General features: G+C 67.6%; 17 protein-coding genes. 6 read left to right on the top strand and 11 right to left on the bottom strand.

Annotated features, from left to right (window positions below; genetic code table 11):
* Positions 1-130 precede the first annotated feature (130 nt).
* From Q4A20_RS06185 to Q4A20_RS06175, 3 genes are all read left to right on the top strand, one after another.
* On the top strand, positions 131-1,138 hold the full coding sequence (locus tag Q4A20_RS06185; protein WP_303121383.1) for an aldo/keto reductase: 1,008 nt from the start codon (positions 131-133) through the stop codon (positions 1,136-1,138).
* Between the two features lie 34 nt (positions 1,139-1,172).
* On the top strand, positions 1,173-1,553 hold the full coding sequence (locus tag Q4A20_RS06180; protein WP_303121381.1) for a CorA family divalent cation transporter: 381 nt from the start codon (positions 1,173-1,175) through the stop codon (positions 1,551-1,553).
* A gap of 224 nt (positions 1,554-1,777) precedes the next feature.
* Positions 1,778-2,446 carry an SDR family NAD(P)-dependent oxidoreductase gene (locus Q4A20_RS06175; RefSeq protein WP_303121378.1) on the top strand — a complete coding sequence of 223 codons (669 nt, stop codon included), beginning with the start codon at positions 1,778-1,780 and terminating at the stop codon, positions 2,444-2,446.
* Between the two features lie 1,009 nt (positions 2,447-3,455).
* On the opposite strand, the gene Q4A20_RS06170 is transcribed toward Q4A20_RS06175, so the two are convergent.
* A complete protein-coding gene (locus Q4A20_RS06170) occupies positions 3,456-3,689 on the bottom strand; it encodes a hypothetical protein (protein WP_303121424.1) in 234 nt (77 codons plus the stop codon).
* On the opposite strand from Q4A20_RS06170, the gene Q4A20_RS06165 reads away from it, so the two are divergent.
* Positions 3,609-4,247, top strand: coding sequence for a Fic family protein (locus Q4A20_RS06165; protein ID WP_368502446.1), 639 nt, complete (start codon positions 3,609-3,611; stop codon positions 4,245-4,247). The genes Q4A20_RS06170 and Q4A20_RS06165 overlap by 81 nt on opposite strands.
* An 85-nt stretch (positions 4,248-4,332) precedes the next feature.
* On the opposite strand, the gene Q4A20_RS06160 is transcribed toward Q4A20_RS06165, so the two are convergent.
* From Q4A20_RS06160 to dapC, 7 genes are all read right to left on the bottom strand, one after another.
* Positions 4,333-5,721 carry a citrate synthase gene (locus Q4A20_RS06160; protein WP_303121376.1) on the bottom strand — a complete coding sequence of 463 codons (1,389 nt, stop codon included), beginning with the start codon at positions 5,719-5,721 and terminating at the stop codon, positions 4,333-4,335.
* Between the two features lie 182 nt (positions 5,722-5,903).
* The gene (locus Q4A20_RS06155; protein ID WP_303121373.1) at positions 5,904-7,385 is read right to left on the bottom strand and encodes a glycoside hydrolase family 1 protein; all 1,482 of its coding nucleotides are present in this window, start codon (positions 7,383-7,385) and stop codon (positions 5,904-5,906) included.
* Positions 7,382-8,728, bottom strand: a complete 1,347-nt coding sequence (locus Q4A20_RS06150; protein ID WP_303121371.1) for a PTS sugar transporter subunit IIC — start codon at positions 8,726-8,728, stop codon at positions 7,382-7,384. Before Q4A20_RS06150 ends, Q4A20_RS06155 begins: the two co-directional genes overlap by 4 nt.
* A gap of 1 nt (position 8,729) precedes the next feature.
* The gene (locus Q4A20_RS06145; protein WP_303121369.1) at positions 8,730-9,089 is read right to left on the bottom strand and encodes a PTS sugar transporter subunit IIB; all 360 of its coding nucleotides are present in this window, start codon (positions 9,087-9,089) and stop codon (positions 8,730-8,732) included.
* A complete protein-coding gene (locus Q4A20_RS06140; RefSeq protein WP_303121367.1) occupies positions 9,086-9,547 on the bottom strand; it encodes a PTS lactose/cellobiose transporter subunit IIA in 462 nt (153 codons plus the stop codon). The genes Q4A20_RS06145 and Q4A20_RS06140 overlap by 4 nt, the downstream gene beginning before the upstream one ends.
* On the bottom strand, positions 9,544-11,454 hold the full coding sequence (locus Q4A20_RS06135) for a PRD domain-containing protein (protein ID WP_303121365.1): 1,911 nt from the start codon (positions 11,452-11,454) through the stop codon (positions 9,544-9,546). Before Q4A20_RS06135 ends, Q4A20_RS06140 begins: the two co-directional genes overlap by 4 nt.
* Positions 11,455-11,680: 226 nt before the next feature.
* A complete protein-coding gene (gene dapC / locus Q4A20_RS06130) occupies positions 11,681-12,910 on the bottom strand; it encodes a succinyldiaminopimelate transaminase (protein WP_303121363.1) in 1,230 nt (409 codons plus the stop codon).
* Positions 12,911-13,085: 175 nt separating this feature from the next.
* Here dapC and Q4A20_RS06125 point away from each other — a divergent pair, with 175 nt between their 5' ends.
* Both Q4A20_RS06125 and Q4A20_RS06120 read left to right on the top strand, forming a co-directional pair.
* The gene (locus Q4A20_RS06125; RefSeq protein WP_303121361.1) at positions 13,086-13,367 is read left to right on the top strand and encodes a hypothetical protein; all 282 of its coding nucleotides are present in this window, start codon (positions 13,086-13,088) and stop codon (positions 13,365-13,367) included.
* A 3-nt stretch (positions 13,368-13,370) separates the two neighbouring features.
* Positions 13,371-13,700 (top strand): gamma-glutamyltransferase, encoded by a 330-nt coding sequence (locus Q4A20_RS06120; RefSeq protein WP_303121359.1) that lies wholly within the window; start codon positions 13,371-13,373, stop codon positions 13,698-13,700.
* A gap of 78 nt (positions 13,701-13,778) precedes the next feature.
* On the opposite strand, the gene fdxA is transcribed toward Q4A20_RS06120, so the two are convergent.
* The 3 genes from fdxA to typA all read right to left on the bottom strand — a co-directional run.
* On the bottom strand, positions 13,779-14,129 hold the full coding sequence (gene fdxA / locus Q4A20_RS06115; protein ID WP_303121357.1) for a ferredoxin: 351 nt from the start codon (positions 14,127-14,129) through the stop codon (positions 13,779-13,781).
* Between the two features lie 187 nt (positions 14,130-14,316).
* Positions 14,317-16,044 (bottom strand): VanW family protein, encoded by a 1,728-nt coding sequence (locus tag Q4A20_RS06110; RefSeq protein ID WP_303121355.1) that lies wholly within the window; start codon positions 16,042-16,044, stop codon positions 14,317-14,319.
* A gap of 39 nt (positions 16,045-16,083) precedes the next feature.
* Positions 16,084-17,969 (bottom strand): translational GTPase TypA (gene typA, locus Q4A20_RS06105; protein WP_303121353.1); only part of this gene is annotated, 1,886 nt, incomplete at its 5' end.

The following is a 17,969-nucleotide window of genomic DNA, read 5'->3' as shown; positions in this document are numbered from 1 at the left end:
CGAGCTGGTCTCCTACAACGTGCCCGAGGTCATGGGCTGGTTGTTCCAGTAACCCGTGTAGGGCGCGCCACCTATAGGGTTGTGCCGACGGCCGTCGAGCAGCGGCGTCTTGAAAACGGAGGGGACGAGAATGCGTACGCGGCACCTGGGAACTCTGGAGGTCTCCGAGATCGGTATGGGTTGCATGGGCCTGTCCCACGGCTACGGGCACATCCCGCCCGAGGCGGAGTCGGTCGCGGCGATCCGCGCCGCCTTTGAAGCCGGCTGCACCTTCTTCGACACCGCCGAGGCCTACGGACCGAACCTCGATCCGGCCAACCGGGGCCACAATGAGCGCATCGTCGGCAAGGCGGTCACACCCTTCCGGGATGACGTCGTCCTGGCCACCAAGCTGCATCTGCCCACCGAGGAAGTGCGGGTCGACGGCGTGGTGGCCACGCTGCGCCACCACCTGGTGGCCTCCCTCGCGCGCCTGGGTACCGACCGCGTCGACCTGTACTACCTGCACCGCGTCAACCCCGAGGTGCCGGTTGAGGAGGTGGCCGACGGCATGGGCCGCCTCATCCAGGAGGGGCTGATTCGCGGCTGGGGCCTGTCCCAGGTGGATGTGCCGGTCATCCGCGCCGCCCACGAGGTGACGCCCGTGACCGCCGTGCAGAACATCTACTCCATGGTTGAGCGCGGCATTGAGGCGGAGGTCCTGCCGTACTGCGCGGAGCAGGGCATCGGCGTCGTCCCCTTCTCCCCCATCGCCTCCGGGCTGTTGTCCGGGAAGGTCACCACGGCCACACAGTTCGAGACCCACGACGACGTGCGCAACCTGGTGCCGCAGCTGCGTCCCGAGAACCTGGCAGCCAACCAGCCGATCGTGGACCTGCTGGCACGCTTCGCCGCCGAGAAGAACGCCACCTGCGCCCAGATCAGCCTGGCGTGGATGCTCGCGAAGTGGCCGCATGTGGTGCCGATTCCGGGTTCGAAGCGCAAGGAACAGATCCTGGAGAACCTCGGCGCCGTCGATGTCCCGCTCACGGACGCGGAGCTGGACCGGCTGGAGGCGGCGCTGGACGCCGTCGAGGTTCACGGGCACCGCGGCTTCGACGAGTACGAGGGGCGCAGTTTCCTACGCGGCTCTCGCTGAGGCCGACGGCGCCCTGCTACACCGAGGAGAATCCGTGCACTACTTGATCGACGAGTCACTGACTCCGTGCGACCCGAAGGAACTGCGCAACACGGACACACAGTTCGCCGCCGTGCTGACTCCCGATCAGTGGGCCCAGCGCCGCAGCACCTTCGAGCTGGGCATCGACATCGACTCGCCTTCACGCTGGATGACAAGGGCGTGGTCCTCATCGACGCCCAGGAGATGGCCGCGGGCGCCTCGGAGCGCATCAACGATATGCGCTCCGCTGACGCTCATCGTCGGCTGGTACGGGATGAACTGCGAGCACACGCCCGAGCTCACGTGGCCATGGAGCTATCCGGCTGTCGCGGTCCGGAGCGTTCTGGTGGTCATCGGCTGTATCTCCTTCTTCAAGCACCGCAAGTGGCTGTGACAGCCATAAACGGCGCTTCCGGGAGGCACTGGCGGGAACTGCCAAAAGTGGGAGGCCCGGCGTAGTGTGCCTATCAACGCGCAATGCGGCGCCGGTGGCCGCGGCGCGTTACCCGTGCCTGTCCGGGCACGCCACTCTCGCCTGTCTCGGCGTAGAGACACCAGGACAACACGCCTAATCAACATCTCAGCATCAAGCGAACGCCGGAACCGGAGGAAACCACCATGACCACCATCGCCATCATCGGCGGCGGCCCGGGACTCGGCCGCGCCGTCGCCCGCCGCTTCGGACGAGAGGGCTTCGACGTCGCCCTGATCTCCCGCAGCCGCCAGCACCTGGACGAGCGGGTCGCCGCCCTGAGTGCCGACGGCGTCAACGCCCGCGGCTACGTCGCCGACGGCCGCGACGGCGAGGCGCTGGCCCGGGCCCTGGCCGACGCCGCCCGCGAGCTCGGCCCCATCGAGGTGCTCCAGTGGAGCCCCGTGCCGGCCCGCGAGTTCATGAAGCCCGTGCTGGAGACCAGCGCCGAGGACCTGGTCGGCCCCATCGAGATGTCCGTCTACGGCCCCGTCAACGCCGTGCGCCAGGTGCTGCCGGGCATGCGTGAACTCGGCCGCGGCACGATCCTGCTGATCAACGGCGGCTCCGCCGTCCGTCCGGGCCCGAACGTCACCGGCACCTCGGTCGCCTTCGCCGGAGAGAGCGCCTACGGGCAGCTCCTTCACGACGCGCTCGCCCCGGAGGGGATTCACGTCGCCCAGTTGATCATTCCGCGTGGTATCGGCGGCGGTAGGCCCTCCCACGAGCCGGAGGCTCTGGCCGACCGCATCTGGGAGCTGCACGCACAGCATGACGGCGACTTCCGCACCTTCGTCGAGCCCATGGACGCCTGACCGGACAGCCCGAACCTGTCCGACCCACCTGGCCGGGTGTATCCCGACCCGATGCCTGCGTCATCGGAATGGTTGCCCGCCCGGGAAACCGGGGCGGCACGATGGTGGGGAACCACCCGGCGGCAACCGGCGGGTTCCCCGAGGCAGACGGCTCAGTTGAACCACCTGCTGAGGGCATCCACAAGGACACCAATGGCCCAGATCAGATGAGCGAGCGCTTCGTTCGAACACTTCGCTCAGCTGCCGGGCCATTCCCTTGCCCTTGCAGACTTTGGCATGTCGGCCACGCTTCCCCCCTGAGCACGAGCCCCCAACCGCACCGCGAGCTGCGCATTCGCACGATCCACTCCTCGCTCATGATCGAGGGCAATGCGGCGCTTCGTGTTTGAGGGTGCGGTGGTTCGGGCCCGCGGGTGGTTATGTTCGGGGCGCTGTTCGGCGCGCACCGGCCCGACTAGGTGGTCGTGTTCGGGCGTGGGGGTCGTTTTCGTGCCGGCGAGGACGTTCTGGAGCTGACGAGGACGTCGTCGGGCCGGCGAGGACGTTCTTATGAGCCGGCGTGCCTGGCCGTCGTGGTTCAGTGCGTACACCCCAGCTCCCGTCCATCGCACCGCCTACAGCGCCGCCGGGACACACGCGCCCACCACCACCCGGCCAACCACCGCTCCCGGCCCACCACATCCCCGAGCACGAAGAGCCTTTACGCCCGACGACGAACCCTCTCTTCGCGAGGGCATGGAGGCCGGCGGCGCGAGCGCCCGAGGTGGGGCGGCGTCACGGACGTAGAGCCACTGGGATCAAGGCCAGAGCCCGATCATTGGGTACGCCCCTTCAGCCTCTACTACGCCAGTTAGACCTCCGCTGAAGGGCCCAGAACCCTTCAACAAACACCTAACCGGCGTACTAAACCCCAAACCGGCGTAGTAAACGACGTCACCGCTGAGCACACGAGCGAACCGACTCCCGGCTCCACCCACACCCTCAAACGCGAAACGCCGGCAATGCCCTCTCAGAAGACGCCGTCACGGCGATCATCGACGGCAAACGCGTGCTCGGGCCCTCCCGGGAAATTCGCGAGGTCGAAAATGCCCGCCGCGTATACGAACTCATGGGCCAGCTGGATCCATACTCGATCACCGATCTCCTGCGGGCCCATGGCGCGATGATGGACGGGCTCATTGAAGACGCCGGTCGGCTGCGCAATGCGAATGCCGGTGTCTTCGACGGAGATCGGCTCATCCATGCGAGCACGCCCGCTGCCTACGTGCCCGAGGTCATAGCCGAGCTGTTCGACTGGATGCGGCACACCGACCTCCACCCGCTACTCGTTTCCTGCATCTTCCACTACGAGTTCGAGTTCATTCATCCCTTCACCGATGGCAATGGCCGGACCGGGCGGTTGTGGCACACAATGCTGCTGTCCCGTTGGCGCCCAGTCCTGGGGTGGCTGCCGACTCAGACAGTGATCCGCAACCGGCAGCGGGAGTATTACGCGACGCTCGCCCATTCGAACGCCGTGGGCACCTGCGAGGACTTTGTCGCTTTTATGCTCACCGTGATTCGCCAGGCGCTGATGCCGTATGCGAAGCCCTCTGCGCAAACCGTCGCGGACAGCCGCGAGGAGCGGGCGCTGAGCTTCTTCTTGGGGAACCCGACGGCGACCGTCGCCGACCTGGCCGACCTCCTCGGCTGCTCCCGCCGGACCGCCGAACGCGTCGTCGCCGACCTGCGCACCTCCGGCCGCCTGCGGCGCGAGGGCGGCTCCCGGGCGGGCCGCTGGCGGGTCACGGACGCGGACTAGACGCTAGACGTTACTGCGTGGCCCTCGTAGGCGCGGGCGCGGCCCCGCCAGTGCAAAGTTGCGTAGGTCCAAAACGCGGGGACCCTCACACACGTGGAACGCGGTCCAAAGTGGGCTCGCCCACACGGGTATCGAGGTACTCGCGCACGCGCTTGCGGCGGTGCATGGCCACATAGTGGCGCTCGATCTCCCCGGTGTACACCTGGCGGGGCCGGCCGATGCGCTTGGCCGGGTCGCTCATCATCTCCCGGTACTGGGCGATCCATCCGGGCAGGCGCCCCAGCGCGAACAACGGGGTGAACATCTTCGTGGGGAAGCCCATCGCCTGGTAGATCAGGCCCGTGTAGAAGTCGACGTTCGGGTACAGGCTGCGGGAGATGAAGTAGTCATCGGACAGGGCAACCTCCTCCAGCTCCATGGCGATCTCCAACTTACGGTCCCCGTCCTGAGAGCCCAGTCGGGTGAGCACCTCATGGGCGGTGGCCTTGACCAGGGCGGCGCGCGGATCGTAGTTCTTGTAGACGCGGTGCCCGAAGCCCATCAGGCGTACCCCGTCCTCCTTGTTCTTCACCTTGCGGACGAACTCTGCGGTGCTCATACCCTCGGACTGGATGGTGTCGAGCATGCGCAGCACGGCCTCGTTAGCGCCGCCGTGCAGCGGCCCGGACAGGGCGCCCACACCGGCGGCCACGGAGGCGTACATATTGGCATCGGAGGAGCCCACCAGCCGTACGGTGGAGGTGGAGCAGTTCTGCTCATGGTCGGCGTGCAGGATCAGCAGCATGTCCAGGGCACGCACCACGGTGGGGTCGATGTCGCTGACCTGGTAGGGCATGCCGAAGGTCATGTTGAGGAAGTCCTCAACGTAGCCGCGTTTGGGGTCGGGGTACAGCAACGGCAGCCCGATCGCGCGGCGGGCAATGTAGCTGATCATCGTCGGCATTTTGCTCAGCAGCAGGACGGTGGCCAGCTCGGTTTCGTAGGGGTCGTGCGGATTGAGAGTGTCCTCGTAGTAGGTGGCCAGGCCCGCAATGCCCGCCTGCAGGATGGCCATGGGATGCCCGGAAGAAGGGAAGGAGGTGAAGAAGCTGCGGAAGTCCTCGTGCAGGAGGCGGTGACGGCCTATGCGCCGCTCGAAGCGTTCGAAGGTCTCGGGGTCGGGCAGCTCCCCGTTGATCAACAGGTAGGCGACCTCCAGGAAGGTGGAGGACTTAGCCAGCTCCTCAATCGGGTAGCCGCGGTAACGCAGGATGCCCGCGGCGCCGTCGATGTAGGTGATCGCGGAGGTGCAGGCGGCGGTGTTGGTGAAGCCGGGGTCGAGCGTGACCAGGCCCGTGGTTCCCAGCAGTTTTCCGACGGCGAGCCCGTCGGAGCCGTCGGTGGCGAGCGCGCGCGGTAGTTCCAGGCTCGTCTCGCCGACGGTGAGCATCCCGGGGGCGTCCTGGGTGCTGGGATCGGTGGGCGTTTCGGTCATGAGTGTCTCCTTGCTGGCGACGGCGGGCCGCGGGGGCGGCCCCGGACCTGTCTGTCCGGAACCATACCGGCCCAAGAGCGCCGTCGTCGCCCCGGAGCCCGCCGACGGCGCGGTGGGGCAACCCGTTTCCCCTGCGCCGTCGGCGTTCTCACACAGGAGACTTCACCGCGGCGCCGTCTGCGCTACAGCTCCTTTCCATTGGAGGCGATCACGCGCCGGTACCAGTCGAAGGACTGCTTGCGGGTGCGGTTGTAGGTGCCGTTGCCCTCGTCGTCGGCGTCGACGTACACGAACCCGTACCGCTTGCCCATCTCGCTGGTGGACATCGACACCAGGTCGATGCAGCCCCAGGGTGTGTACCCCATGAGTTCGACGCCGTCGTCGATCGCCCTGCCCATCTCACGGATATGGCGGCGCAGGTAGTCGATACGGGCGTCATCCCGGATACTCCCGTCCGCGTCCGGCGTCTCGCGGATGCCCACCCCGTTCTCCACAATGAACAGCGGCAGCCGGTACTTGTCATACAGGGAGACGAGCGAGTAGCGCAGGCCCTCGGGGTCTATCTGCCAATTCCACTCGTTTACCTCCAGGTACGGGTTCTTCACCCCGGAGGACAGGTTGCCACTGACCCGCTCATGCTCCCCCTCGTCCCGGGCGGACACGAGCGACATGTAGTAGCTGAATGACAAGAAGTCGACGGTTCCGGCCGCAAGCTCGGCCCGGTCGGCATCGACGACGTCGACATGCAGCCCCTTACGGGTCCAGTAGCGTTCCACCCACCGCGGGTACTCGCCGTGCACGTGAACGTCCGCCGCCATCTCGTTGTCCCGGTTGGTGTGCTGCGCCAGCAGTTGATCCTGTGGGTGGGCGGTGAGCGGATAGTGCAGCAGCTTGGTGAGCATGCATCCCATCCGGGCGTCGGGGACAAGCTCGCGCAGAAGGCGGGTGGCGCGAGCCGAGGCGAGGAGCTGGTGGTGCAGCGCCTGATAACAGACCTCTTCCAGGTTCATGCCTTCGAACTGTTCGGCCAGCAGACCGGCTGTGGTGAAGGGGTGCCGGAAGATCGAGTCGACCTCGTTGAAGGTCAGCCAGAGCTTCACCTCCTCCCCGTATTCGCGGAAGCAGACCTCGGCGAAGCGCGTGAACAGGTCGACCATGGCGCGGTCATACCAGCCCCGGTGCTTGAAGACCGTGGCCAGCGGCTGCTCGTAGTGATGCAGGGTGACCAGCGGCTGGATGCTGCGCTCACGCATGGCACGGAACAACTCGTGGTAGAAGCGCACCCCGGCCGCGTTGGGTTCGGTCTCCTCCCCCGTTGGGAACAGCCGACTCCACTGGATGGAGACCCGTAGCGTTTTGAACCCCATCTCCGCCATGAGGTCCAGGTCCTCCAAGTAGCGGCGGTAGAAGTCGTTGCCACGGCGCTTGGCGTAGGGGCCCTTGGTATCGGTCCACTCCAGGGCGGTCTGAATGTCCGCCCGGGTGATGGCATGGCCGGCCCGGTAGTCGCGCGGATCGACGTCCGACTTGTGCCGGGTGACGTCGGCCACGGACGGCCCCTTGCCGTCCTCGTTCCAGGCGCCCTCGCACTGGTTGGCAGCGAGCGCCCCTCCCCACAGGAAGCCCTCGGGGAATACCGGCCGTAGTTCGTCAAGTGCGTTCATGCGGAAACCGTCTCCTTGCTGTCCTTGTGCGCCGCGGCGGCCCCGGCGAGGGATTCGCGTGCGGCGCGGCGGTCATCAATGGCTACGAAGGGCACCCACATCAGGGTGGTGGCGATCAGGATGACCGCCTGGACCACGACCCCCTGCCAGCCGAAGCCGATGAACCCGTTGATGAAGACCGGCACCCCGAAGGGCACGTCCACGGTGTTGGCCTGGATGAAGCCCAGGTTCATGGCGCCCAGCGCGATCGCCGCCGAGATGCCGGTGTTGAAGATGAATGGAATCGCGTACAGGGGGTTGAGTACCAGCGGCACTCCGAACACGAGCGGCTCGGAGATGCCGCATACCGCGGGGACGAAGCCGAGGCGGGAGATCATCCGCAAGTCCTCCTGCCTGGACATCAGCGCCCCCACGATCGTCAGGCCGAGGATGCCGCCGGCGCCGCCGAGGACGATGAAGGTCACCCAGAACCCGTAGGTGAGCGGCTGAGTCGGCTCCGCACCGGCGTTGACCGCCGCTATGTTGGCGGCAATGGCAGTGGCGAACAACGGGTTGCGGATCGGGGAGATCACCAGCCCGCCGTGGATGCCGAGAAACCAGAACAGCTGCGAGAACAGGGCCATGAGGATGATGCCCGCAGTGGACTGGAAGATGAGTTCCAGCGGGTGCTGCATCACCGCATACACCCATTCATTCAGGTAGCTGCCGGTCCCCAGCCGGAACAGCACGCCAAAGACGGCGGAGAAGGTCAGGATGAGGAAGACGGGGATGAGCGAGTTGAAGGACTGGGTGATGGCGGGCGGCACCGAGTCCGGAATGGTGATGCGCAGCGCCTTGATTCCGGACAGCCAGCGGAACAACTCCGTAATGACGACCGTCCAGATGATGCCGATGAACAGGCCCTGGGCGCCGAGTGCGCCGTCGCCGAGACCGGCCGCACTGCCACCGTCGGAGCCGTCCTCGAGCAGGGCCTGCACGTTCTGCGGTACGACGGTCACGTAGGCGGCCACGCACAGGATCGCGGTGGCCTGCGTGGGTGTGCCGTTGCGTTTGGCGAGTTGCCACCCGAGCAGGATGACGATGGGGATCGTCATGAAGCTCATGGTGGCGAAGTTCATCGCGGTGAAGGCGCCGTCGAGTCCGGCCAGCGCGGGGATCCAGCGGGCCAGTCCCGTCTCCCGCGAAGACACCAGGGATCGCAGCAGGCTGGCGAAGGAGCCGACGAGGATGAACGGCAGGAAGTAGCTGAAGGAGTTCTTCAGCGAGTTCAGGTACTTGTTGTCGTCGACCTTCTCGGCGACGGCGGTCAGTCCGTCGGAGAACCGGTCGGAGAGGGAGGGCATATCACTCGCCTCCGGTCAGCGACTCGGCCTGGGCGATGACGGTGGCGCCGTCGCCCCGCCCGTAGGCGCGGGCGTCGATCACCTCCACCGGGGCGGTGTCACCGACCACGCCCCGCACCTTGCGCAGGATGTGGCGCACCTGCGGGCCGAGTAGGACGACGTCGAAGTGACCCAGCTCGGACTCGATGGATGATTGGTCGGCCGCCCAGATCTTGTAGTTCTTCCCCTGTTTCGCGGCGGCCTCCTGCATGCGTTGGACGAGGATGGAGGTGGACATTCCGAGGGCGCAGGCGAGCATGATGCGCAGCGTCGGCCCTTCCTGATCGGCGGCCTTCTCCGGCTGGGGGTTCTGCTCGGTCATTTCAGTTCTCCTTCGTATTTGTGAGGCGTGTTTGTGTTGGTGTCGGTTGCGGTGGTCTGGTCTGCCGGCGTAGTCGGGGGCGGGCTCGATACGGTCGTCGACGGGAGCCGCGCCTCCAGGGCGTGGATCCGGGAATAGAGCTCAATGAGAATTTCGGCGTTCTCCTTGGCCATGAGCGCCATGGTCAGGTGGTCGTTGGCGTGCACCAGGACGATGTCCACGTCAACGTGTTCCCGGCCGGCCTCCCTCTGGAGGAGGGCGAACTGGATGTCGTGGGCCTGCCGGAAGTCGTCATCGGCTCGGGCCAGGGCCTGGCGGGCCGCATTCAGCCGCCCCTCCCGAGCGAGTTCAACGGCCTCCATGGCCTTGGACTTCGCCGTCCCGGCGGCGAGAATCAATTCGAATGACACGACGTAGGGATCGTCGGGCTGCTCGCTCGCCGACTGCGGCTCGCTCATGCTGCCTCCTGTGATTGGTGGGTGATTTCTCGAATCGAATGGACGATGGTGGCGAAGTCGCGGCTTTCAAGGAGAGCGGAGATGTGTTCCTCGCTCATGAGGTACCTGGACAGGTCCTGATAGAACTGCTGCAGGTCCTTGCCCTCCCTGGTGGAGATGGACACCAGGCACACGACCTGGACCGGGTTGCGCATCCAGCGGATGGGTTCGTCCAGGATGCCGACGGCGATGAACGTCTCTTCGCTCATGGCCACCTCGCCGTGTGGCATGGCTACTCGGTTGCCGAAGTCGGTGGGTGCCAGCGCCTCCCGCCGCAGCACCGAGTCGACGAATACGGCGGGCAGGTCGTATCTGGTGCGGGCGAGTCGGGCGAGCATCTCGATCGCCTCGCGGGGAGTGTGTGCATCCAGGTGGGGAATGAACAATTCGGGTGAGAAGACCTGGTCGATCCGGGTGCTCGGCTCGCTCACCAGCATCCGCCGAATACGGCGTACGTCGGCGTCGTCGATGAACGTGCCGACTTCGAGGACCGGGGCACCCGCGTCGGTGTCAATAGCGACTGTGGTCAGGACAAGGTCCGTGTCCGGCCGGAGGCGGATGGGGGCGCGCGTGTCAACGGTGATGAGCGACTCGATCAGGTCCCCGAGGCGCTCCCGCAGTCGCAGCTCAATGAGTCGGGTTGCCGCACTTTCCGCACCGGAGATGAGCAATACGTGCTTACGCCGTTGCTCCGGCCGCCGCCGCTCAAGGGCGAGCGCGAACCATAGGGCGACGTATCCGGCCTCATCCTCAGGCACAGTACGGCCCAAGTGGCGGGCCGGGGCGGTGCAGGCCTGCACGGCCACGGCGTAGGCGAGCGGGTAGGACTGCTTGATGCGCTCGAGGCTATGGTTGGGCATCCGCATCTGGAAGCGCAGGCGTACCAGCAGCGGAATCGTGTGCTGCACCAGGGATGCCCGCAGCTCGTCGTCGTCGGCCAGCCCCAGGCCGAAACCCTCGTCGACGATACGGAGCATCCCGTCCACCACCTGCCGGGCCTCAACGATGCTTTGGGAATCGGAGGCGTCGGCGGGAGAAGTGAGCACTCTGCGCCCGGCGAAGTGGAGCGCCAGGTAGTAGCGCTCCTGCAGCGGGTAGGACACCCCCAGGTCCCGTTCCAGGCGGTCGAGGATGTCACCGGCGACGTCCAGTTCCGCCTCCGTCACGTACCGGCGCAGCCCGGTGATCTCACCCGTGATGGCGCGCCCCGCCCTGACCCGGTTCGTGGCGATGGCGATGTGCAGGATCACGCTGCGCACCGCCTCGTCCGACAGCGGCACACCATGGGCTTCAAGCACTTCACGTACGTGCCGTTCGGCCCGGCCCGCGCCCGCTTCCAGGTCCTCTACCGCGAACCGTGAGCTGTGCTCCGGGTCGTAGACGGACGCCAGGCAGGTGCGTATGTCCAGTTCGGCGCCGATCACACGCACGCCCTTATAGGGGCGCCGGTCCACCAGCAGGCTGTGTTCGGCGAGTATGCGTTCCACCTGCGCCAGATCGGCCGTCACCGTCTTCTTCGAGACGAACAGCACCTGGGCTATGACCTCGAGTTTGATGTAGTCCCGTGCGGTCAGTAGTAGCCGCAGCAGATAGCGGCGACGTTCGACCGCCGTCACCGGGGTGCCGTCAACGGCGCCACGGGTCTCCTTGAGGTCGGCGAAGGCGTCGGCATCGGTGATGGTGAGGGTGTATCCGGTGCCGGGCTTTGACTCGATGCGGGCGCCGCCGTCGGCCAGGGCGCGGCGTGAGCGCGACAGGAGACTGCGGACGGTGCGGCTGGTCACGCCCAGGCGGTCGGCGAGCTCCGCGGCAGTGACGACCTTGGTGTCTGCGAAGGCGTCCAGTACGTCCCAGATGCGCTCGTCCACCGCTCGCCTCCTTCGCCGTCGTCGTTGACAACAACGAAGGTATGAGCATTCGCGGGTCGCCTCCATCCCGTCGTTTTCCGGGACGCTGCGGAAAACCGTTGGCCGCGCGGACGCGGTGGGCGGGATGTCGGGGCCCGGCGGAGGATTCAAGTGCGACCAGGCGGATGAGGCGGTCGCCTCCTGCCAGCGGCGGCACCTACGTCACCGGGCGGGTGCGCCCCGCGGCTCAGCCGGCGAACAGTGCGGCCGCGCCGGGGTCGTGCAGGCGACTCACGGCGGCGGCCACCCGCTCGTCGGTGTCTGTCAGGGACATACGTACATGCCCGGCGCCGGCCTCGCCGTAGAAGTCGCCGGGGGCGACGACGATCCCCAGCTCGGCGAAGGCGCCCACCAGGTCCCAGGCGCTCATGGATTCCGGTCCGCTCAGCCACAGGTACAGTCCGGCCACCGATTCGGGGTCGCCCACCAGCCCGACGGCGGTGGTCGCCTCCACCAGCGCCTCCCGCCGAGCCCGGTAGACGGCCTGTTGCGCGGTCACGTGAGCGTCGTCGGCGAGGGTGGCGGCCAGGACCGCCTGCACCGGTGCCGGCGGGAGCATACCGGTGTGGCGGCGCACCTCGGTGACGGGAGCGATCAGCTCCGGGTCGCCGGCGAGGAAGGCGGCCCGGTAGCCGGCGAGGTTGGACTGCTTGGACAGGGAGTAAAGGGCGAGCAGGCCGGTGAGGTCGGGGGCGCCGTCGGGGCCGGTGCCGGTCACGCGAGGATCGAGGAGACTGGGAACGCCGTCGGTGGCCCAGGGCTGTTCCCAGGCGAGCTCGGCGTAGCACTCGTCGGACAGGACGACGACGACGCGTTCGCGCGCCCAGGCGACGATGCGGGCGAGCTGGTCGACGCCGAGGACGTGACCGTCGGGGTTGCCGGGACTGTTGAGCCAGATGGCGACGAGTCGACCGTCGGGCAGCTCCCAGGTGTCGGGGTCGGCGGCGGTATCGACGGGGACGGGGGTGGCGCCGGCCAGGCGGGCGCCGACGTCGTAGGTGGGGTAGGCGGCGCGCGGATGGGCGATCAGGTCGCCGGGGCGGACGCCGAGCTGGAGCGGCAGCTGGGCCACGGATTCCTTGGAGCCGATGGTGGGGATGACGGCGGCGTCGGTCAGGCGGGGCACGCCGCGGCGGCGCCGCATCCAGTCGATGATGGCGGCGCGCACCTGCCCCGTGCCGTCGGCGGGCGGGTAGCCGGGGGCGTTGGCGGCGGCCGCAAGAGCCTCGCGGGCGACCGCGGGGCTGGGGTCCACGGGCGTACCGATGGACAGGTCGACGACGCCGCCCGGGTGCTGGGCCGCGCGCAGCCGGTAGGGGCGCAGTGAGTGCCAGGGGAAGTCGGGCAGGGCGAGTGGGCGGGGCAGGGAGTCCGAAGCGGTGGCGGGGTCGGGGCAGACGGGCGTGGAGGCATTCACGCCGCCATTGTGTCGCGTTCTCGGCGAAAGTGTGCAGATACGTCAGTGCGAGGCGACAACACAGTCTCCACTTACGTGGTGGACCTTGAATACGCTGGCGCAGTCCTCGCCCCTGGCTCCTGGTTCCTCCGCCCGCACAGTAGACACTCGGCCGATATTGTCGTACATTATTCCTATGGCCATCCACTACAGTGAGAGTGCCGATAAACACCATGTGCCGCACGAGGAGATCGAGTACGCGATTTTCCACCCGATCAACAAACATCAGATCGATGGACGCAGAGGAGAAGTCACCTTCGTGTTCGTCGGCAAACGCCACGAACTGTCACGCAGATTCCTCGAGGTCATGGTGGCACTCAAACCATCGGGGCAGCTGGTGGTATTCCACGCCATGGAGTTGACCGACCAGTGGCACTGGCTGCTGTACGCGCCCGGACACACCGAGTGGGAGGAATGACGAATGACGAATGACAACCGAATCGACGGCACCCTGCCCGCCACCACGACCGACAACGAACTTGACATCCTCGCCACCGAGGGCAGACTGCGTCTCATCGGTGATCCCCTCGGCGGAGGCGACATCACCGATGAGAATGAGCTGCGGGCAATCATGAGCGGCCGGCCCACGCTTGGACACGCGCGCGCCACCGGCCGCGGAGCATCGGCTCGCAGGCAGGTTCGCTTGCCCGAAACCACCAACACTGCCCTCGACGCCTACGCCGCCGAACACAACATGACCCCCAGCGCCGTAATTCGCCAAGCACTCGACGAGTTCCTCGCCAGCGCTTAACCGACCGTTTTACGGCGACGCGCCGCTTCTACCGAACTCGGTACGTAAGATCAACCGAACTCGGTGAAGGGGTGGGAGTCAGTAGCCGTTGGCGGCCTTCCAGTCCTCGTTCTGGGGCTCTAGGGCGGCGATCATGGGATCGTCGTAGTCCTGCGGGCCGACGTTCTGCGCGCCGCCCGGGGAGCCCAGGCCCTTGAGGGAGAAGAAGTCGATGTTCGCCCGGGTGTAGTCCTCCCACTCCTCGGGCACGTCGTCCTCGTAGAAGATCGCCTCGGTGGGGCACACCGGCTCGCAGGCGCCGCAGTCGACGCATTCGTCGGCGTTGATGTACAGGCTGCGTTCGCCCTCATAGATGCAGTCGACCGGGCACTCGTCCACACACGCACGATCCTTGACGTCCACGCAGGGCTGAGCGATCACGTAGGTCATTGACTGCTTCCTTTCTTTCTCGGAGCGCGCCGCGCGTTGCCGCGGGCGGGTGCATCTGCGCCCCCAAGTATCTCCCCGCCGCCGCGCCGGGCCCAATAGCGGCGCAAGATGTCAGCAAGTACGCCGCAACAGCACGCGCGGACGGGCGGTTTTGCGTCACGCGCCGAGCGCGAATTCACCTGCGCTCTCAGTTGCACACCACGGGATTGTCGGAGTCGTAGGCGGTGGTCAGGACGTCATCGGGCAGGCGCTCGCCGTCGTGGCTGCGGGTGCGGACGACGGTGACGTCGAATCCCTGGGTGCCTCCGCCATAGGGCTCACAGCCCGGCCCGGAGCGGTACTGGGTCGCGTAGGCCCGGTAGTTGGTGTGCTCCCCCTCGGTGATGTTGACCTGGTAATAGGGGGTGGACCACAGCCGCACGTGCACCTCGCCGTCGCCGGCCCAAGCCTGCACCAGCACCGTATGGGGAGTGGAGTTGCGCCACTTGACGTCCTTGACGCCCGTCCAGATGGTGGCCTCGCGGCCGGCCGGGTAGCGGGTGAACCAGAAGGTGTGGGGCCAGTGCTCCACATCGTCCATGCCGGCCTCGAAGCCGGCGTTGAAAACGGTGGTGCCCACCTGGGACAGGCCGCCGCCCAGGGCGTCGGTGTGCTGGCCGTCGGTGACCACACCGGCGTAGGTGTAGCCGTGTTCGAGGTCGACCGGGCCGAGTGCGTCGGTGGTGGAGAAGGTCTCCCCGGGAGCGACGAGGGTGCCGTTGATCATCTCGGTGCCCCGCTGGAGGTTCTGGTCGCGCCCGTACTGGGAGACGTAGGGGGTGGAGTACTCGCCGACGATCTCGGTGATACCCCAGTCCTCCTCGGCAGTGTCCACGGCCGGCTGTAGGACGGTGACGGCTGCGGTGGCGGTGCGTTCCCCACCCGCGTCGGTGCCTGCGGCGAGGACGGCATCGGCCAGGTCGGCCGCATCGATCCCCGTACCGGTGACGGAGGGGTGGAAGACGGGCCTGGCCGTCGCAGCGGTTTCGGGGTTGCCGTCTATGCTCCAGGTCGCATCAATGGCCGGGGTCTCGATTCCGGCGCCCAGGTCGGCGACGACGGCGTCGTGCAGGGCGTCGGCCTCCAGGGCTGCGGTCAGGGTTCCGTCGGTGGAGTCGATGGTGGTCAGGGCCGCCAGTTTCCGCGGGGTCAGGACGCTTTGGCCGGCGGCGGCCGCCGTGCCGGCGCCCGTGGCGGTTACGGTGATGTCGTCGCTCAGCAGCGGGGTCAGGACGGTGTCAATGAAGTCCTGGGCGTCGGCGTCGGTGACGGCGGGGTTGGCGGTGCCCGAGGCGAGCGCGATGGTGGTCTGGCCCAGAGGCCAGTGGTCGGCGAGGGCGGTCACGCTCGCCGCCACGTCCAGTCCGGTTCCGACCGAGCCGGGGGTGAGCACGGGGGTGGTTCCGTCCAGGGTGACGACGGCGTCGGCGGTGCCGCTGGCGAGCGTGGCCAGGCGGGCGTTCAACGCGACGGTGAGCGCCTTGGCATCCACACGGGTGACGGCATCGACGCGGGTGCCGTTCAGGCGCCGCACGAGGGTCAACGGGTTGAGCGTGGGCCCGGCCAGTCGGTCAATGCTGGCGGCGGCGTCCAGGCTCACCCCGGACTCGGCCGGGATGAGCGTGTCGGTGGCGTCGTCAACGGTGAGCGTGACCGGCTGCTCGAGCTGGGCGCTTATGGCGGCGTCGACGGCACGGACCGCCTGGGCGCGGCTCATGCCCGAGACGTCCACGCCGGAGACGAACGAGCCCGGGGCCAGGGTGCGAGTGGTCGCCCAGGCCAGACCCAGCCAGGCGATTACCAGGGCGGCGCCGAGCACGCCCAGCAGTTGACGCACGAGCGTGGGGGCACCACCGGACGGCGGTTTGCGTTTCATCAGTTGGCTCCCGAGGCGGTACGGTCGAAGAACGGGATCTCAGGCACCGGAGCGACGGCGCCGGGCAGCGGCCTTGAAGCGCTCCTGGGAGTCGAGGATGACCTTGCGGATGCGCACCGCCTCCGGAGTCACCTCCACGCATTCGTCCTCGGAGGCGAACTCGAGGGCCTCCTCCAGGGTGAGGCGGCGCGGCGGGGTGAGCGCCTCGTAGACGTCGGCGGTTGAGGAGCGCATATTCGTCTGCTGCTTCTCACGCACCACGTTGACGTCCATGTCCTCGTCGCGGGGGTTCTCCCCCACCACCTGGCCCTCATAGGTCTCCTGGCCGGGCTCTACGAAGAAGGTGCCGCGGTCCTGCAGCCGGATGAGGGCGTAGGCGGTGACGGCGCCGGCGCGGTCGGAGATCAGCGATCCGGTGGTGCGGGCGGTGATCGGGCCCGCCCAGGGCTCATAGCCCTCGGCGATGGAGGAGGCGATGCCGGTGCCGCGGGTGTCGGTGAGGAACCGGGTGCGCCAACCGATCAGGCCGCGTGCGGGAACCAGGAACTCCATGCGGATCCAGCCGGTGCCGTGGTTGGTCATGGTCTCCATGCGGCCCTTGCGGGCGGCCATGAGCTGGGTGACGGCGCCCAGGTGCTCCTCGGGCACGTCGATGGTCATGCGCTCGACCGGCTCGTGGCGCTTGCCGTCGATCATCTTGGTGACCACCTGCGGCTTGCCGACGGTCAGTTCGAAGCCCTCGCGGCGCATCTGCTCCACCAGGATGGCCAGCGCCAGCTCGCCGCGGCCCTGCACCTCCCAGGCGTCGGGGCGGGTGGTGGGCAGCACGCGCAGGGAGACGTTGCCGACCAGTTCGCGGTCCAGGCGGTCCTTAACCTGCCGGGCGGTGACCTTGGCGCCCTTGGTGCGGCCGGCCATCGGAGAGGTGTTGATGCCGATGGTCATGGAGATGGCGGGGTCGTCCACCTTGATCAGCGGCAGGGGGCGCGGGTCCTCGGGGTCCACCAGGGACTCGCCGATGGTGATGTCCTCGATGCCGGCGACGGCGACGATGTCACCGGCGTGGGCCTCCTCGGCGGGCTTGCGCTCCAAGCCCTCGGTGACCAGCAGCTCGGACACGCGGGCGGAGGCGATGGAGCCGTCGTGGCGGGCCCAGGCGACGGCCTGGCCCTTGCGCAGGGTGCCGGAGTGGATGCGCAGCAGGGCGAGCCGTCCCAGGAACGGGGAGGCGTCCAGGTTGGTCACGTGCGCCTGCAGGGGTGCGGACTCGTCGTAGGAGGGGCCGGGGATGCGCTCAATGAGGGTGCGGAACAGGGGCTCGAGGTTCTTGGAGGCGGGCAGTTCGCCGTCGGCCGGCTTGACGGTGTCGGCGCGGCGGGCCTTGGCGGAGGCGTAGACCACGGGCACGTCCAGCACGGCGTCCAGGTCGATGTCCGGGTGCTCGTCGGCCAGGTCGGAGGCCAGCGAGAGCAGCAGGTCGGTGGTTTCGGAGACCACCTCGTCCAGGCGGGAGTCGGGGCGGTCGACCTTGTTGACCACCAGGATGACCGGCAGGGAAGCCGCCAGGGCCTTGCGCAGCACAAAGCGAGTCTGGGGCAGAGGCCCCTCGGAGGCGTCCACGAGCAGCAGCACGCCGTCCACCATGGACAGTCCGCGCTCGACCTCACCGCCGAAGTCGGCGTGTCCGGGGGTGTCTATCACGTTGATGGTGATGCCGGCGGGCAGGCCCGCGTCGACGGCGGCCGGGCCCGCATAGTGCACGGCGGTGTTCTTAGCGAGGATGGTGATGCCCTTCTCGCGCTCCAGCTCGCCGGAGTCCATGACGCGTTCGGTCGTGTTCTCCTGGGTGGCGCGACTGCCGAAGGCGCCGGCCTCCCAGAGCATCGCGTCGACGAGGGTGGTCTTGCCGTGGTCGACGTGGGCGA

This window comes from Actinomyces sp. (assembly GCF_030530635.1).
Taxonomy (GTDB): domain Bacteria; phylum Actinomycetota; class Actinomycetes; order Actinomycetales; family Actinomycetaceae; genus Actinomyces.
Note: the sequence above shows the minus strand (reverse complement) of the source record. Positions and strands in the feature narration are given on the sequence as shown.

Excerpts from the sequence above, each read along its gene's own strand:
- Q4A20_RS06170 (WP_303121424.1), bottom strand. The coding sequence starts at position 3,689 with ATGGATGAGCCGATCTCCGTCGAAGACACCGGCATTCGCATTGCGCAG.
- Q4A20_RS06125 (WP_303121361.1), top strand. The coding sequence starts at position 13,086 with ATGGCCATCCACTACAGTGAGAGTGCCGATAAACACCATGTGCCGCAC.
- Q4A20_RS06165 (WP_368502446.1), top strand. The coding sequence starts at position 3,609 with ATGATGGACGGGCTCATTGAAGACGCCGGTCGGCTGCGCAATGCGAAT.
- Q4A20_RS06145 (WP_303121369.1), bottom strand. The coding sequence starts at position 9,089 with ATGACCGAGCAGAACCCCCAGCCGGAGAAGGCCGCCGATCAGGAAGGG.
- Q4A20_RS06110 (WP_303121355.1), bottom strand. The coding sequence starts at position 16,044 with ATGAAACGCAAACCGCCGTCCGGTGGTGCCCCCACGCTCGTGCGTCAA.
- Q4A20_RS06140 (WP_303121367.1), bottom strand. The coding sequence starts at position 9,547 with ATGAGCGAGCCGCAGTCGGCGAGCGAGCAGCCCGACGATCCCTACGTC.
- Q4A20_RS06185 (WP_303121383.1), top strand. The coding sequence starts at position 131 with ATGCGTACGCGGCACCTGGGAACTCTGGAGGTCTCCGAGATCGGTATG.
- Q4A20_RS06175 (WP_303121378.1), top strand. The coding sequence starts at position 1,778 with ATGACCACCATCGCCATCATCGGCGGCGGCCCGGGACTCGGCCGCGCC.
- Q4A20_RS06120 (WP_303121359.1), top strand. The coding sequence starts at position 13,371 with ATGACGAATGACAACCGAATCGACGGCACCCTGCCCGCCACCACGACC.
- Q4A20_RS06160 (WP_303121376.1), bottom strand. The coding sequence starts at position 5,721 with ATGACCGAAACGCCCACCGATCCCAGCACCCAGGACGCCCCCGGGATG.
- fdxA (WP_303121357.1), bottom strand. The coding sequence starts at position 14,129 with ATGACCTACGTGATCGCTCAGCCCTGCGTGGACGTCAAGGATCGTGCG.
- Q4A20_RS06150 (WP_303121371.1), bottom strand. The coding sequence starts at position 8,728 with ATGCCCTCCCTCTCCGACCGGTTCTCCGACGGACTGACCGCCGTCGCC.
- Q4A20_RS06155 (WP_303121373.1), bottom strand. The coding sequence starts at position 7,385 with ATGAACGCACTTGACGAACTACGGCCGGTATTCCCCGAGGGCTTCCTG.